Genomic DNA, 16555 nt, shown 5'->3' on the forward strand with positions numbered 1-16555 from the left:
AAAATGGAACAATCAAAAGAAGAAATCAAGAATAATGAAAAAGCACTAGACAAGTTTAAAATGAGTTATTTTGATTTGTCAGGTAAGGTAGCTATTATTACTGGCGGTAATACTGGTTTAGGACAAGGATATGCAATTGCTTTGGCAGAAGCCGGAGCAGATATATTTATTCCTACTTTTGGCACACTTGAATGGGATAATACTCGCGCAATGATTGAAAAGCGTGGACGGAAAGTAGAATTTATGGATGTTGATTTGACTAAGCCAGGTGTTCCCCAACAAGTTATAGAAAAAGCACTAGAAACTTTTGGTCATATTGATATCTTAATTAACAATGCTGGCATGATCAGACGTAACCCATTGCTTGAATCAAAAGATGAAGATTGGGATAAAGTTATTAATATTAATTTGAATGCAGTTTACCATATGTCCATGGCAGCAGCTAAAGTAATGGCCAAACAAAAGTCTGGTAAAATCATAAATATCGGTTCTATGTTATCGTTCCAAGGTGGTAAATTTATTCCCTCATACACAGCTTCAAAGCATGGTGTTGCAGGACTCACCAAATCTTTTGCCAGTGAACTAGGTGCTTATAATATTCAAGTTAATGCTATTGCACCGGGTTATATTAAAACAGCTAACACTGCTCCGATTCGTGCTGACAAAGATCGTAACCAAGAAATTCTTGATCGAATTCCAGCCGGTCATTGGGCAGAGCCATCAGAATTAATGGGAGTAGCAGTTTTCTTAGCTAGTGCTGCTTCAAACTATGTTAACGGTATTATTTTACCAGTTGATGGAGGTTATTTAGTAAGATAGGATGATAGGGAGCGGCTCAAATGCCGCTTTTTTATTGGTGAAAAATAATGGAGTCTATAAAGAATAAAGTCTTAACGGTTGGTGAACCAATGATTGTATTTAGTTCAAGAGATTTGGATCAATCATTGGTTGATTCTGAACATTTTACAACATTTCCCTCTGGGGCAGAGCTAAATGTAGCTGTTGGTTTAGAAAAGTTGGGTATAAAAACAACATATTTATCAAATGTAGGTAATGATCTTTTAGGTAAGAAAATTGTCAATTTTCTGCAAAAACAAAAGATAGATGTTAGATATTTACGACAAGATAATGAATGGCCAACGGGGTTTTACTTTAAAGAATTGGTATCAAAAGGGGATCCTCAAATTGCATATTGTCGCAAAAATTCAGCTGCTTCTCACTTGTGCTGTTCAGATTTAGCGAATATTAATTTGGCTGACTATCAGGCAGTGCATGTGACAGGTATTTTAGCTGCACTATCAACTAATGCTTTAGATTTAACTAAAAAAATTTTAACAGAAGCAGAAGACAAAAAAATTCTTAGTTTTTTTGATCCTAATATTCGACTGTCTCTATGGAAAGACCAAACTACAATGATTCACATACTAAACGATCTGTCATTTCAAGCTAACGTTGTTTTGCCAGGGGTTAATGAAGGAAAAATTTTGGCTGGTACATCTGATCCAGAAGAAATTGCGGATTTTTATCTCAGTAAAAGTAAAATTACAAACTTGGTTGTGGTTAAGCTAGGTGCTAAAGGTGCTTATTACGAGACAAGAAGTGGCAACAGAGAATACATTGACGGTTATTATACAAGCAAAATTATTGACACAGTTGGTGCAGGTGATGGCTTTGCGGTGGGTCTAATTTCAGGATTGATTTCTGGTTTAAAAATAAGTCAATCAGTAAAGAGAGCCTGTGCAATTGGCTCTTTAGCGATTCAGTCACACGGTGATAATGATGGCTATCCAAACGTAAAGCAATTAGAAAGGTTTATGAGGGAAAAAAGTAATGAGAATAAAGATTAGCTTAAAAGATGTGAATTCGAATGTCTTATTAGAACGAACTCAGAATGATATAGTAACACTTGCTTTTAAAAAAAGGTATCAATTAGGAGATTATTATGAAATTGAACTGGAAAGCCCTTCTTCGTATTTAGTCGTTCAGCTCGATCCTGTTTTGAATCCTACTCTGATTTTTATACCAAATAAGTGTTGGAGATATAATATACCATTTAATTTTCAACGTTATCCTTCCATGCCAGACTTTTCTTTCGGTGGTATTGCACATTATGCATGCGTAAGAAAAGCAACAAAAGAAGAAATATCAAGAGAACAAAACTTAGCTTTTAATTCACATGATCAACTTCAAAATAATGGTGCATTTCCTCATGTTACTGCTAATGCTGAAACCAGAAATGAAGACGCTTTCTTAGCAAAAAATGTTATTGATGGTTATTTGGCAAATGATGGACATGGTCGTTTTCCTTTTCAGTCTTGGGGAATAGATCAAAGAGATGATGCTGAACTAAAACTGGATTTTGGTCGTAATGTATTAGTCACAAAGATTGGCTTACTTTTGCGTGCGGACTTTCCCCATGACAATTATTGGACCAAAGCAGATATAGAATTTTCTGATAAAACAAAAATCACAGTTAATTTAAAAAAGACAGATAAAATTCAGTACTTTACTGTTACAGAGAAAAAAATAAATTATCTCAAAATTACTCATTTACGCAAAGCAACAAATGGTGATAATACTTTTCCTTCTCTAAGTCAATTAATAGTTTGGGGCTCAAATAGACCTTGATTTTAATATATACGAAGTAATTTTTTAAAAAAGCGTTTGCAATTTTGCTCGCCTTTAAATATAATAGCAATAGACAAGCGAACAAAAACTAACATAATCAAACAAAAGCGAAAACTTGTCTATTGTTAAGGAGGGCCTAATTTGTGAAAGAAAATAACTTGTTTTCTGCAAATGCAGTATTTGTAAGTGATGCATCAGATCCGACCACAATTTTTAAGGAAGTTTCGGATAAATTACTTGCTCTTGATTTGGTCAACGATGGCTTTTTCAATGGAATTAACCAGCGTGAGCAACAATATCCGACCGGAATAGATACTTCACCTATTGCAAAGGAATTACCAAACATTGCTGTACCGCATACTGAAGGAGAGTTTGTTAAGACTTGTTTGATAGTACCTGTTGCTTTAAAAGCACCAGTATCTTTCAAAAACATGATTGCACCTGATCAGAGCTTATCGGTAAAATTTCTGTTTATGATTTTGAATAATAATCCAGAAGGACAGGCAAACATTTTAGCACAAATTATGGACTTTCTTAGACTTACATCCGTTTCAAAGTTACAAACATTATTCAATCTTACCGAGACTGATAAAATTTATCAGTTCTTAAGTGAGAATTTTAGTCAACAGTAGGAGGGCTTTTTATGAGCAGAGAAGTAAAATTTATAGCTGCATGTGGTGCTGGGGTAAACTCATCTCACCAAATTAAAGATGCAGTTGAAGAAGAAATGAGAAAGCGTGGCTATAACGTCAAAGTTGATGCCTATATGATTAAGGATGTCAATGAAGATCTTTTATCGCACTATGATGGTTATTTGACAATTGCCAAGACTGATCTTTCCTTTAAACCAAAAATTCCGTTAATTGATGCAGGAGCAATTTTATACCGTATACCTGCTATGGCTAAACCAGTTTATGACAATGTGGAAAAAGTTGTTAAAGAAATTAATGCTAAATAAGATTTCATGAGGAAATAAAAAATGAATGGGATAATTAGTTTTGCTAACTCACTTTTTAAACCTTTGATTGATATGGGTGCAGCTACAATAATGTTAATTGTTTTGACATTAATCGCTGTACTGTTTCGAGTCAAGTTCACCAAGGCCTTAGAAGGTGGTTTGAAATTAGCTATTGCTATTACAGCGATAGGTAATGTTATGAATATGCTGACGACAGCATTTCAAAAGCCAATGATGCAGTTTGTTAAGCACACTGGCATCCACATGGATATGCAGGATATGGGTTGGGCCCCACTTGCTACCATAACTTGGGGATCACCATATACCTTGTTTTATCTGTTAGTTTTAATTATTTTAAACGTTGTTCTACTGGTATTAAATAAAACTAACACGCTTGATGTGGATATCTTTGATGTTTGGCACCTGGCATTTGATGGTTTGTTCTGTGTTTATGTTGGTGCACCATTGTGGCTATCAACTTTGTTAGTTCTTTTCATTGGCACAATGAAGATTATTAACTCTGACCTAATGAAGCCGACATTTAATGATTTACTGGATGCTCCTGAAGGCAATCCTATGACTACTACTCATATGAACTATATGATGAACCCAATTATCATGGTGTTTAACAAGTTCTTTGACAAGTGCCTGCCTTGGCTTGATAAATTTGACTTTGATTCTACGAAACTGAATGAAAAAATCGGCTTTTGGGGCAGTAGATTTGCTATCGGTGTTTACCTTGGTGTGTTCGTTTCCTTGCTAGCTGGTAATAACTTTGCAACTGAGCAGGGATGGAAAGATATGTTTACACTATCATTTATTGGTGGTTCATGTATTGAATTATTCTCTGTAATTGGTTCATGGTTCATCGCATCCGTTGAGCCTTTGTCTCAAGGTATTGCCGATTTTGCTACTAAGAAATTCTCTGGCCGTACCTTTAATATCGGACTTGACTGGCCATTCTTAGCTGGTCGTTCCGAAATTTGGGCAGCCGCAAATGTTTTGGCTCCGATTATGATGCTTGAGGCAATGGTTTTACCTGGTAACAGATTAATGCCCTTAGGCGGTATTATCGCTATGGGTGTTACTCCTGCTTTGCTAGTTGTTACTCGTGGTAAAATTATTCGGATGATTATCATTGGAACCGTTGAATTACCTATCTTCCTTTGGGCTGGTACTATGGTTGGTCCATTTGTTACCAACATGGCTCACTCAGTAGGTGCCGCTATTCCTGCACATACATTGGTTTCAGACACTACTATGGAGGGTCCAGTTGAAAAATTCTTGGCTTACCTGGTAGGAAATGCTTGGAAACAACAAGGAATGTTTATTGTTTATGCCTTAATCGCTTTGGCAGTTTACCTTCTGTTATTTATCTGGTATGCAAAACAAATGAAGAAGAGAAATGCAGAATACGCTGCAGCTAAAAAGGCTAATTAATCATTAATAATGTATTTGGCTTAAGGGTGACTAAATTGAAGAAAACAAAAGTAACGGCTAAGGAAAAGGCAAGAAGGAATCGTATCCTTTTTTGGGCAGTTGTTGTAATTGTGGTTAACTTGCTACAAATTTTATTTAAAAACTGGATAACAAGCTTAATTGCTATGGTTGGTACAATTTATGCCTTATATAGAATCGTTGTTTTTGATAATCCTAAAAATCGCCTTAGTCAAAAATATTATGATTGGAAAGGCAATAAGCTAAGTAAATAAATTTATTAAATACCATTGAGAAACTCACTCTCAATGGTATTTTTATGTAAAAACCACTTTTAATTAGTAATATTTTGTAAAAATCAAATTGCAATAAACCGCTTTCTCTGATACACTTTAAGTGGTATCTACCAGTTAGCTAAGGAGGGGGAATTCATGGCAAAACCACTTTATCGCCAAGTAATTCTAGACTTGGAAAAACAAATAAAGAATATGAAGCCGAATGCTAAATTGCCAAGTGAAAGACAGTTATTAGTTAAATACGGTGTTAGTCGCAATACAATTAGATTGGCTTTACAAAATCTTGAAGAAAGAGGATTAATATACCGTCTTCATGGTAAAGGCACTTTTGTTTCTAGTACTTTTCTTGATCAACCTAATATTGGTGGGATGTATTCTTTTTCAGAAGAATTGAAACGAACTGGGCAAAAGGCTTCAACTAAAAATCTAAGTTTAGACTTAATTACTCCGAATAAAAATATTGCTGCACAATTGAATTTGGGACCGAGAGAAAAAGCCTACGAGCTGGTTCGTTTGCGTCTTGCTGATAACGAACCACGTATTTTTAGTAAAACTTATTTACCAGAAAAATTATTTTCCAAACTCAATCTAAACGATTTAAATGCTAAGCCACTTTATGATGTCATGAAAGAAAAATATGATCAAATCAGTGTGATGGCTTTTGAAGATGTTGCAGCTGTTTGCCTTAATCAAGAAGAGAGTAAAAATCTGGCTGAAAAAGTTGGTGCACCAAGCTTAAAAATATTTCGGAAGACTATTAATGACAAAAATGTACCAATCGAGTTTACGATTTCTTTGGCTAGAGGCGATAAATTTGTTTATCGTTCGCGTCAATATAATGATTTATTTTAAATAATATAAGGAAGGTAAAATTAATGTTTTCAAAAACAGATGCAGAATTAGCAAAAATGGGTGCAAAAATTACTACTCGTGAAATTGAGCAGCAACCTGAATTATGGCAGCAGACTTGGTCCATTTTTCAGAATAATAAGACCAAAATCATTGATTTTCTAAGCCAGATAAACCAAAAATGGGGTAAAGTTAGAGTTATTTTTACCGGTGCCGGTACTAGTGCATATGTTGGCAATACGATTATGCCGTATTTACAAAAACATGGTGATAGGAAAAAATATGACTTTGAAGCAATTGATACTACCAAAATTGTCTCTACTCCTGAAGATTATCTAGAAAAGGATACTCCGACGATTCTGGTTTCATTTGCACGTAGTGGCAATTCACCGGAATCTGTAGCTACTGTTGAATTAGCTAAAAAATTAGTCACGAATTTATATCAAATAGCAATTACTTGTGCACCAGAAGGACATTTAGCACAGGATTTAGCAGGTGATCCTACTGGACTTGTTTTATTAATGCCCGAAAAGTCTTTAGACCAAGGCTTTGCCATGACAGGTTCGTTTTCTTGCATGAGTTTAATGGCACTTCTAGTCTTTGATACTTTATCTGACGAAAAGAAAGAACATATTGTTAACCAAATTGCTCAAATGGGTAAGAGCGTCATTGCGCGTGAAGATGAAATTCAATCTTTAGTTGACATTGACTTTAATCGCATTACTTATATAGGTAGTGGTAGCTTAGGCGGTTTGGCTGAAGAAACACGTCTCAAAATTTTGGAATTAACTGCGGGAGAAGTTGCAGCATTATTTGATACCTCAATGGGTTTGCGTCACGGTCCAAAATCATTCCTTGATAAGAAGACGATCGTTTTTGATTTTGTCTCCAATAATACTTATACCAGGCAATACGACTTAGATATTTTAAACGAGATCAGGGATGATCAAATTGTTCCGCTCGTGATGGCTGTTGGTCAGGAAAAGGAGGATCAGGATTTCTCAGGAAAATCTTTCATGTTCGCTGAGAAAGAATTGTTGCCTGATGCGTACTTGGCATTACCTGACGTAATGTTTGGTCAGACAATTGCATTGCTCACTTCAATCAAAGTTAACAATAAGCCAGATACACCTTCACCAACAGGTACTGTCAATCGTGTAGTCAAGGGCGTTACCATTCACGAATTTAATTAGTGTGCTTTTGTTGTGGGTACTAACTGTATACATATGTTTTTAATGATAATCGTTTCAAATATAAAAAATACATGTTGACAAAAATTGGTTGGTACCTTATCATAAAAAGTGTGGAAGCGTTTTATATAATATTTAGATTTCCTTAAAAGATATGGAGGAATAAAACATGAATATTGTGGGAGCAAGAGTTGATGAACGCTTGGTTCATGGTCAAGTGGCAAACTTATGGACGCCTCAGTTGCAAGTAGAACGGATTATCGTTCTTGATGAAAAAGCAGCCGAAGATGATATCCAAAAGAGTGGTCTTAGAATGGCTACTCCAATGTCTACCAGATTGAGTGTTTTACCAACTGAGATTGCTGCAGATCACTTAAAGAAAAACCGTTATGGTAAGCAAAGATTGTTTCTGGTTGCCAAAAAACCTGATAAGTTTCTTGATTTGCTTAACATGGGTATCAAGCTTGATACAATCAATGTTGGTAATATGTCTAAGCAAGATGATACTACTGAACTGACTAAGCAAGTTAATATCAATGAGCATGAGGCCGATGTTTTCAGAGAAATTTCTGGCAAGGGCGTTAACTTAATTGCTCAGTTAAATCCTAGTGTTGAGTCACGGGATTTAATGAAATTGATTAATGAAAAGATGAAGTAGGAGGAGAAAAATGGCTTGGTGGCAAATATTACTGCTTACTTTGTATGCAGGATTAGAAATTTTAGATGAATTGCAAATTTATTCATCATTAAACACACCAGTTGGTGCTGGGTTGATCGCCGGTCTGATCATGGGAGATCTGCCTACCGGTCTGTTTATCGGTGCATCAATGCAGTTGACAGTTTTAGGTATCGGTACTTTTGGTGGTGCTTCAAGAATTGACGCTACTACCGGTACAGTTTTGGCTACAGCATTTTCAACTAGTATTAAAGGTATGAGTCCGCAAACGGCTATTTCTTCAATTGCTGTTCCAGTTGCTGCTATTATGATTGAATTGGACGTTTTGGCAAGATTTGCCAACACTTACTTTTCACACAGAATTGATCACTTGATTGATCAAGACAAGATTAACTATAAGGCTGTTGAAAGAAATGTTTTATACGGTGCAATTCCGTGGTCACTTTCACGTGCAGTTCCTGTCTTTATCGCATTGGCCTTTGGTCAGGGATTAGTACAACAGATCGCAAATGCTTTAAATGGAGACCTGTTATGGCTGGGTAATGGTTTGACTGTTGCTGGTGCTACCTTACCAGCTGTCGGTTTTGCTGTTTTACTGCGGTACTTACCAGTTAAGAGACACGCAGCATATTTGATTCTAGGCTTTACAATCACGACATTGTTCTCAGTTCTCTTTAGTGGCATGCAAGCTTTGGGTACCGGCTTATCAGCTGTTAACAAAGGTTTCACTACTATTTTCAACGGCTTACCAATGCTTGCAATTGCAATGCTGGGATTAGCTCTGGCAATTTTGCATTACAAGAATATTCCAATAAATAAAGGTACTGCTCAAGCACAAAGTACTGAAAGTCAAAGTAATAGCGCAAGTTCAAGCTCTGATGACGATGAAGGAGAGATTACTGATGACGAACTCTAAACCTAAATATAAATTAACTGAACAAGATTTTAATCAGATTAACCGTAGATCTTTATTTGGTTTCCAGTTGGGCTGGAACTATGAAAGAATGCAGAATAGTGGTTATTTATACACTATTCTGCCACAATTAAGAAAGATTTATGGTGATGATACCCCTGAATTAAAGGAAATGATGAAGACCCACATGCAGTTCTTTAACACTTCTAATTTCTTCAATACTATTATCACTGGCCTTGATCTTGCTGTTGAGGAAAACGAAGGTATCGAAGGAAAAGACACTGTTACCGGTATTAAAGTTGGTTTGATGGGTTCCTTTGCCGCAATCGGTGACTCGATTTTTGCTTCTTTGATTCCAACTATTTTTGGTGCATTGGCCGCATCCATGGCAACTCAAGGAAACCCAGTTGGGGTTATCATTTGGGTGATTGCCTGCCTTTTGATCTGTGTCTTTCGTTGGAAACAATTACACTTTGCTTATGATAAAGGTGTTTCCCTTGTTACTGATATGAGAGACCGTTTAAACGCTTTAACTGATTCCGCTACCGTTTTGGGTGTATTCATGGTTGGCGCGCTTGTTGCCACTATGGTTAATATCAAGTTCTCTTGGGCACCTAAAATCGGCAAAGTTACTATGAATGTTCAAAATAATTTGGATATGATTCTACCTAAGCTTTTACCAGCTGCTGTTGTGGGCTTTGTCTACTGGCTTCTTGGTAAGAAGGGTATGACTTCTACCAAAGCAATCTTTATTGTTTTAGTACTTTGTATTGTTTTAGGTGGTCTTGGAGTTATTGCTAAGATATAATTAAGTATGGTAATAGCTCTAAGCTAAATAGTATTGAGTATTAAATGGAAAGATAGAGTATGGCAGAAAAGGAATTAATTTTAATTAGTCATGGGAAAATGGCAGAGGGCGTAAAAGCCAGTGCTGAATTAATTATGGGTGAGCAAGAACATGTGCATACAGTGTGTTTGCTTCCATCTGAAGGCCCTGATGATTTTAAGTCAAAATTTGAAGAACAAATTTCAGGAATGAATATCGAAGATATTACAGTTTTTGCTGATTTAATGGGTGGAACCCCAGCTAATGTAGTTAGCCGTATGATTATGGGTGGTCAAAAGATTCACTTAATCTCGGGAATGAATTTACCACTAGTAATTGAATGGCTTAACAGTCAAATGAGCGGTACAGAATCCGATTTTGTGACTGCAGGTAAAGCTGGAATTGTCGATGTTAACGAAATGTTGTCTAGTATGAAAAAGTAAATTGATGTAAATAAATAGCGCCTAGTTCTAAAAAAGGACTAGACGCTATTATTTGTTTATATTAAATTTAGAACAGCAACTGAATAGTTTCAAGTGGTGCTATGGCTTCATCAATAGTAGCAATGCCGTTTTCAACATTAATGTGGACTTTGGTTTTTCTGACAGAGTTATTGACTTTTCTAATAATTGTAGCTTCCTTACCCTTTAGTGGTTCTCCTAAGTGCCATTTTATTTGTTGATAGCCATCTAAAGTAAAGTTGGCTAGCCAAGCTTTTTGACCATCATTTTCAATAAACAGCTTAACATTTGGCATTCCCACTAAATAGTCTACTGGCGTGACACTATCAAGTATTTGTTGCAACAGTCCTTGTTTGTATGTAGTAAATTGAGATTCCCAGCCATAGCGTGGATCTTGATCCATCGGGAGGACAACGATATGCTGGTCGATAACGGCCATAACGTTACCCAATTTTTCATCAAGTGCGTTATAAGCAAAAGACCATACATTTACAGCACTTTGCGGTTGATAGTCAATTTTTAAATAGTTTCCTGTTTGCTGCAACATTGTAATTCGCGGGCTTTCAACTCCGTCAACAATCTGTCCATCTGCCTGTTCAAAAACTTGATAGTTTGAACGAAATGGATGCCAGGCGGCTTTTTCAATATGCAGTAAATTGCCTAAATTTCTGTCTAGTAAAACTTGAATGCATTCACCATCAAGCAACACAAAATTGTTTTTAACTAATTCAGTAACTTGTGATTTTGACAAATTACGTAAAAGCTGGCCAGAAATGGCAACTACTTCATTTTTCAATGAAGTTTTTTTACTGATAGGCAGAATCGCTGTAGCAAAGCCAAAAGCTCCTAAAAGGCTGGCCCAATTCTTTTCGTGAGGTAAAAGTTCCTCGACATTTTTACCAGTTTTAGTTTGCAGATAGTAACTAGAGTCTTGATCAACCAAAACTTTTATTCCTCTTAAGTGGTTTATCGGCAGGCGATTTTCTAATAGTTGGTTAACAAACGGTTTAATTTGGGCGAGCATTTCTGCATAGTGCCAACTATCATTGATACCATTGCCCATCATGTCAAATAAATTAAGCAAAATTCCCTGACTGCCGATTAGGGCAGAAGTAATAATTTGAAATGCGGTAAATGCATTTGACTTGACTAATGGAGAATACATATAGCTTTCTAATTCAGGGTATAGTTCGGCATTTTCCCCTAAAAATGCAGCGGTAATGCGAGTATATTCTTCGAAATATCTGCCATATTGTAATGGTGCAACTTCATTGTAAGCAGGTAAATGAGGCCGGGCCACCTTGGGATGACCTTCTCCAGCCTGTGCCTTAAATAAATTATCCCAATCGCGACCTTCAAGGGCATGCCAATCAGGGTAGGAAGTCATTTGTGCCAAATCTGTTTCGGGACTAACCTTGTGAACAGCCTGCTCAATTATATGTTCGGTTTCAATCATCTCTTGACGAGCCTGATCAAGGTAAACCTGTCTTTCCTTAGTTGGTTCACCAGGCTGCAACATCTTTTTAACAAATTCTCCCCGCGTTTCCTTTTTGCCTAATTTTTCGTTATAAAGTTGCATGTGATAATCACAAAAGCACATTAACTTGAGGGGTGAATGGTTATAATGGCGAAAATCATCTTCTAGCCATAACCTGCGGGGATGGATACTGGCATATTGGGCATAGGTATTTGCTAAATATTTCCGCCATGTTGGATCAGCTGGGCAAGCCATATCCTTGGCCTTATTACCATCTATATCAACGAAAGTATTAAAGCCAATTTCAGGATTAACTTGGTAGCCTCGATCTGAATGCATAATGGTCGTCCAAGGGTTTAAGCTAGTTGTTACACCTATCTCAGATAACTTTTTTTGTAGGGGCTTTATGGCATCTAACCATACCTGAGTTTCAGCTTTAGTTAAGTGGCTATGGTTTAGCTCTTCACCATTTATAAAAAAAGCAACATCGTCAATTTTGCCCCTTTTAACAAATTCAATTAGTTTTTCGTCTTTTTCTGGAGTGTTTGCTCTGGGATCAAGCATGTATCTTAAAGTGTAAATAAAACTCATATTGTAGTTGCTCCTGTGTAAAAATTATTATTCATTTTATCTTAATTTTAGCATAATATGTTACTGCTTATCCTAAGATTTCGGCAGAAAAGAAAATAAGTGGTTGGACAATAATTTGGCTATTAGCTATTTATCCTTTTGCAAATTTAGCTTATAATCAGCTTTATCAAACATTTTAAGAAAGATTAATTTTCTTCTAATATGAAGGAGGAGAGAAAAATTAATAAAGCAACTAACTCAAATCAAAAAACAGAAACTAGTGATTTAGAATTGCAACATATCACTGAGGTAACACAACAAACAGATTATTTTGAGATTCATTATGCACATGGATTGACTGGTCGCCTCTACATACTAGATGCAAAAACATTCAGGTTATATATTGATCCAAGCCAGAAATTTCAGGAGCCGGAACAATCAGAAGAAGGATTGCATGCTCAAATTTTCTTGACAGATATTTATAGCGCCAAAGGAATGAATGGTACCAATCTCCAGACAACCAAAAACGGCTGGCAAATTGATACAGGTGCAGTTGAAATTAATTTAGTTAAAAATGACGCTACTATGAGTGTTACAAAAAAAGGTAGATTAATATTAAAAGAGGCACGCCCGATTGAACTGACAAATTCGGCCACTGCTCAAACTTTAGTTGATCATAATAGTAATTACTTTGGTGGAGGTACCCAAAACGGCCGTTTCACACTAGCAGGAGAAAAAATCGAAATTGTTAATACTAATAACTGGGTTGATCAAGGTGTAGCTTCACCTAATCCTTTTTACTGGTCAACTGCCGGTTACGGTGTAATTCGTAATACTTTTAAGCCCGGACATTATGACTTTAATAGCAATTCGAATGACGAGATTACGACTGTTCATGAAGAAAATCGTTTTGATGCCATTTATTTCTTTGCCAACTCAGCATATAAATTAATTAATGCATATCATAAGCTAACTGGCAGGCCTGCCCTGACACCAGTTTTCGGCTTTTATGAAGCTCATCTAAATGCATATAACCGTGACTATTGGGTTGAGGTCAAATCTGATGAAAAAGGAGCTATCAAATATCCTGATGGCAAGTATTATCGTGAATATCAGCCAAAAGATTTACCGGCAGAATTAAAACCAAAGTCAATCAGAGAAACGTTAAATGGCGAGCACGGTGGTATTTCTTATCAGTTTAGTGCCCGAGCAATGCTCGAACAATATTTGCAAAATGATATGCCTATAGGCTGGTTCTTGCCTAATGATGGTTATGGGGCTGGATATGGTCAGACAGATACTTTGGAAGGCAATCTCAAAAATTTAGCTGAGTTTGTTAAATATGCTAATAGTAAAGGTGTGCAAGTAGGACTTTGGACCCAGCAAAATCTTGCCCCAGTAGATCCTGAAAATCCTAAACCAGATGACCGTGATTTTGAAAAAGAACTGGTAGCCGGCGTCACTGCACTTAAAACAGATGAGGCCTGGGTTGGCCACGGTTATTCGTTCGGCTTAAATGCCACTCAAAGTACTGCCAAGATGATTGCCAAAATCAAAGGTGATCAACTGCGACCATTTATTATTACTGTTGATGGCTGGGCAGGAACTCAAAATACCAGTACAGTTTGGACTGGGGATGAAGTAGGTGGTGAATGGGAATATATTCGCTTCCAAATACCAACTTATATTGGCGAAGGGCTCTCAGGGCAGCCTAATGTTGCGTCAGACATGGATGGTATTTTTGGAGGTCAACAGCCTATTATCAATACCAGAGATTATCAATGGAAAGCTTTCACCCCCATTCAATTAAATATGGATGGCTGGGGGAAAAATCCTAAAAATCCCTTTGTGTTTGGTGGTATTACAAATAAGCTTAACCGCGCATATCTCAAGCAGAAATCAATGATGATGCCGTACATTTATAGCATCGCAGCGCAAGCAACTTTTACCAGTAAGCCCATGGTGCGAGCTATGTTTTTGGAATATCCTGATGTGCCTGAATTTTATACTAATTTGGTCAGATACCAGTATTTGTGGGGAGAGAACTTCTTAGTTGCTCCGATTTATCAAGATACTGCCGTTGATGAAGCGGGAAATGATATCAGAAACGAAATTTATTTGCCTGATGAAAAGCAAATTTGGATAGATTTCTTTACTGGTCAAGAATATCGTGGCGGTCAAGTAATTAATAACTTCGCTGCACCATTATGGAAGTTGCCTGTATTTGTTAAAGCAGGAGCAATCGTTCCAGTAGCACCAGCAACTAACACACCTCAGGAATACCTTGATCTGAAAAAGCAACGGCAATTTGTAGTTTATCCAAGTGGAAACAGCAGCTTTACAGTTTATGAAGATGATGGCTTTTCTGCTAAGTATGAGCAAGATGAATATGCTCAAACCAAAATTAGCAGTCAATTGCTGGGTTCTGTCTTGACTATCAAAATTGACAAAACCAAAGGTACATATGCTGGTTTTGATCCTGAAAAAGCAACAGAAGTTGATATCAGAACTAAAAAGGCACCGGAAGCGATCAAAGCTTTGGTAGGCAACCAAGAAATTAATTTGACTGAAGTAAATAGTATAGCTGAATTTCAAAATCAAGAAAATTGCTATTTCTTTGATCAAAACTACCTAGTTAACCCTTACCTAAAAGAATTTAGTACAGATTTAAAGCAGACATTTTTGAGAATAAAAATAGGCCAGATTAATACTAGTCAAAACGAAATAACTGTTAAAATTACTGGCATTGATACAAGTGCAAGACCGCTTAACAGTTTGCCAGCAGAAGATGATTCTTTGACAACTCCGACTAATTTAGCACAAGATAAGGAAAAAACTACTGCAGATTCCATCACGGTATCATGGCAACCGGTATCTGATTGCGATAGTTATCAGCTTAAAATTGATGATGTCTTATATACTAATATTAAAAAAGCAAGTTATACTTTAAGCAGCCTGAAGTCTGAATCTGAACATACTTTTGAGGTAAGAGCAGTTAAGGACTTAAAGGCATCTCCTTGGGGAACAAGATTTAACTGTAAAACTAAAAAAGCTAAAAAAACTGACAAAGTTGAGCAGAAGTAATTTGTGTAAAGCAAGGTAAATGTTTTCTGAATTATTTATAATTGTGAAAAAGTTTACTAAAATTCTTGCTTTTCTTTAAAAGGCAACTTTATCAGTATATAATAATAGTTGTGCGATTAAAGAAAATGTTAAAGGAGATATATAATGAAAACAATTTCTGCAGCAGTTGCCAAACATATGGCAAACTTGTCAACAACTGATGGTATAATCAGTGCTTTGGCAATCGATCAACGTGGCTCTTTGAAAAAGATGTTAGCAGAGGCCGCTAATAAACCTGCTGATGAAACAACTATTGTTGATTTTAAAAAAGCAGTTTCCAGTGAGTTGACTCCTTATGCTTCATCAATTTTGACTGACCCAGAATATGGTTTACCAGCAACTAAAGTGAGAGACAAAAATTGCGGATTATTACTTTCTTATGAAAAAACCGGGTATGATACAACCGAACCTGGCAGAATGCCTGACTTAATTGCTAATCAGTCTGGATTAAGGATTAAAAATGAAGGCGGAGATGCCATTAAGTTTTTGGTTTACTATGATCCTGACGAAGGTCAAGAAATTAATGATAAAAAGCAAGCTTTCGTTGAGAGAGTTGGTGCAGAAGCAAAAGCAAATGAATTGCCATTCTTTTTGGAAGTTTTGACTTATGACGCAAATATCGCTGACGCTAAGAGTGAAGAATTTGCGAAAGTTAAAGCTGATAAGGTCTTGAAGACAATGAAAGAATTTTCAAAACCTGAATACGATGTAACTGTACTTAAAGTTGAAATTCCGTTTAACATTAAGTTTGTTGCAGGCTTTAATGGAGACAACAACGTTGTTTACACTCAAGAAGAAGCTAAGGATCTGCTTAAAAAGCAGTCTGAGATAACTGATTTGCCTTATATTTTCTTATCTGCTGGTGTAACCAGTGAAGAGTTTATTGCTGAAATTAAAATGGCTGAAGAAGCAGGTGCTGACTTCAACGGTGTTCTTTGCGGTCGTGCTACTTGGAAACCAGCAATCAAGCCATTTGCTGCTGAAAGTGAAGAAGCAGGTAGAAAATGGCTATCAACTCATGGCAAAGAAAATATTGAAAACTTAAATGAGGCTCTAAAAGGAGCTAAATCTTGGCGCGATAAGCTAGAAGTTGCTGAATAATTTTACCTATTAACTAAAAAGCTTTCTATACTTCAATTAGTATAGAAGGC

The 16555-nt window shown here is 36.4% G+C and carries 16 protein-coding genes; 15 read left to right on the forward strand and 1 reads right to left on the reverse strand.

The window, feature by feature from the left end:
- Positions 1 to 3: 3 nt before the first annotated feature.
- The 13 genes from kduD to H3U49_RS09465 all read left to right on the forward strand — a co-directional run bounded on the left by kduD (position 4) and on the right by H3U49_RS09465 (position 10216).
- Positions 4 to 819: a 2-dehydro-3-deoxy-D-gluconate 5-dehydrogenase KduD gene (gene kduD, locus H3U49_RS09405; RefSeq protein ID WP_034980612.1), complete on the forward strand. Its 816-nt coding sequence runs from the start codon at positions 4 to 6 to the stop codon at positions 817 to 819.
- A gap of 47 nt (positions 820 to 866) precedes the next feature.
- Positions 867 to 1847: a sugar kinase gene (locus H3U49_RS09410; RefSeq protein ID WP_198181115.1), complete on the forward strand. Its 981-nt coding sequence runs from the start codon at positions 867 to 869 to the stop codon at positions 1845 to 1847.
- Positions 1831 to 2628: a hypothetical protein gene (locus H3U49_RS09415; RefSeq protein ID WP_198181116.1), complete on the forward strand. Its 798-nt coding sequence runs from the start codon at positions 1831 to 1833 to the stop codon at positions 2626 to 2628. Before H3U49_RS09410 ends, H3U49_RS09415 begins: the two co-directional genes overlap by 17 nt.
- A 143-nt stretch (positions 2629 to 2771) precedes the next feature.
- Positions 2772 to 3260 (forward strand): PTS sugar transporter subunit IIA, encoded by a 489-nt coding sequence (locus H3U49_RS09420; RefSeq protein WP_198181117.1) that lies wholly within the window; start codon positions 2772 to 2774, stop codon positions 3258 to 3260.
- 11 nt (positions 3261 to 3271) lie between these two features.
- The gene (locus H3U49_RS09425; protein WP_045927619.1) at positions 3272 to 3586 is read left to right on the forward strand and encodes a PTS fructose transporter subunit IIB; all 315 of its coding nucleotides are present in this window, start codon (positions 3272 to 3274) and stop codon (positions 3584 to 3586) included.
- A 21-nt stretch (positions 3587 to 3607) separates the two neighbouring features.
- Positions 3608 to 5026, forward strand: coding sequence for a PTS transporter subunit IIC (locus H3U49_RS09430; protein WP_045927620.1), 1419 nt, complete (start codon positions 3608 to 3610; stop codon positions 5024 to 5026).
- Between the two features lie 26 nt (positions 5027 to 5052).
- Positions 5053 to 5298, forward strand: coding sequence for a hypothetical protein (locus H3U49_RS09435; protein ID WP_239386412.1), 246 nt, complete (start codon positions 5053 to 5055; stop codon positions 5296 to 5298).
- Positions 5299 to 5454: 156 nt separating this feature from the next.
- Positions 5455 to 6171 (forward strand): GntR family transcriptional regulator, encoded by a 717-nt coding sequence (locus H3U49_RS09440; RefSeq protein WP_198181118.1) that lies wholly within the window; start codon positions 5455 to 5457, stop codon positions 6169 to 6171.
- Positions 6172 to 6194: 23 nt separating this feature from the next.
- A complete protein-coding gene (locus H3U49_RS09445) occupies positions 6195 to 7361 on the forward strand; it encodes an SIS domain-containing protein (RefSeq protein ID WP_198181119.1) in 1167 nt (388 codons plus the stop codon).
- 166 nt (positions 7362 to 7527) lie between these two features.
- On the forward strand, positions 7528 to 8016 hold the full coding sequence (locus H3U49_RS09450) for a PTS sugar transporter subunit IIB (RefSeq protein WP_198181120.1): 489 nt from the start codon (positions 7528 to 7530) through the stop codon (positions 8014 to 8016).
- Between the two features lie 10 nt (positions 8017 to 8026).
- The gene (locus H3U49_RS09455; protein WP_034980636.1) at positions 8027 to 8950 is read left to right on the forward strand and encodes a PTS sugar transporter subunit IIC; all 924 of its coding nucleotides are present in this window, start codon (positions 8027 to 8029) and stop codon (positions 8948 to 8950) included.
- Positions 8937 to 9755, forward strand: a complete 819-nt coding sequence (locus H3U49_RS09460; protein WP_198181121.1) for a PTS system mannose/fructose/sorbose family transporter subunit IID — start codon at positions 8937 to 8939, stop codon at positions 9753 to 9755. The genes H3U49_RS09455 and H3U49_RS09460 overlap by 14 nt, the downstream gene beginning before the upstream one ends.
- Positions 9756 to 9814: 59 nt before the next feature.
- The gene (locus tag H3U49_RS09465) at positions 9815 to 10216 is read left to right on the forward strand and encodes a PTS sugar transporter subunit IIA (protein WP_198181122.1); all 402 of its coding nucleotides are present in this window, start codon (positions 9815 to 9817) and stop codon (positions 10214 to 10216) included.
- A 67-nt stretch (positions 10217 to 10283) separates the two neighbouring features.
- Here the strand turns inward: H3U49_RS09465 and H3U49_RS09470 are convergent, their stop codons facing one another.
- Positions 10284 to 12302: a hypothetical protein gene (locus H3U49_RS09470; RefSeq protein WP_198181123.1), complete on the reverse strand. Its 2019-nt coding sequence runs from the start codon at positions 12300 to 12302 to the stop codon at positions 10284 to 10286.
- A 201-nt stretch (positions 12303 to 12503) separates the two neighbouring features.
- Between H3U49_RS09470 and H3U49_RS09475 the strand changes: the two genes are divergently transcribed.
- Positions 12504 to 15365, forward strand: a complete 2862-nt coding sequence (locus H3U49_RS09475; RefSeq protein WP_198181124.1) for a TIM-barrel domain-containing protein — start codon at positions 12504 to 12506, stop codon at positions 15363 to 15365.
- A 144-nt stretch (positions 15366 to 15509) separates the two neighbouring features.
- Positions 15510 to 16505, forward strand: coding sequence for a tagatose 1,6-diphosphate aldolase (locus H3U49_RS09480; protein WP_198181125.1), 996 nt, complete (start codon positions 15510 to 15512; stop codon positions 16503 to 16505).
- The last annotated feature ends 50 nt before the right edge of the window (positions 16506 to 16555 follow it).

Origin of the sequence: Lactobacillus sp. W8174, from assembly GCF_016100975.1 — a bacterium.
Classification (GTDB): domain Bacteria; phylum Bacillota; class Bacilli; order Lactobacillales; family Lactobacillaceae; genus Lactobacillus; species Lactobacillus juensis.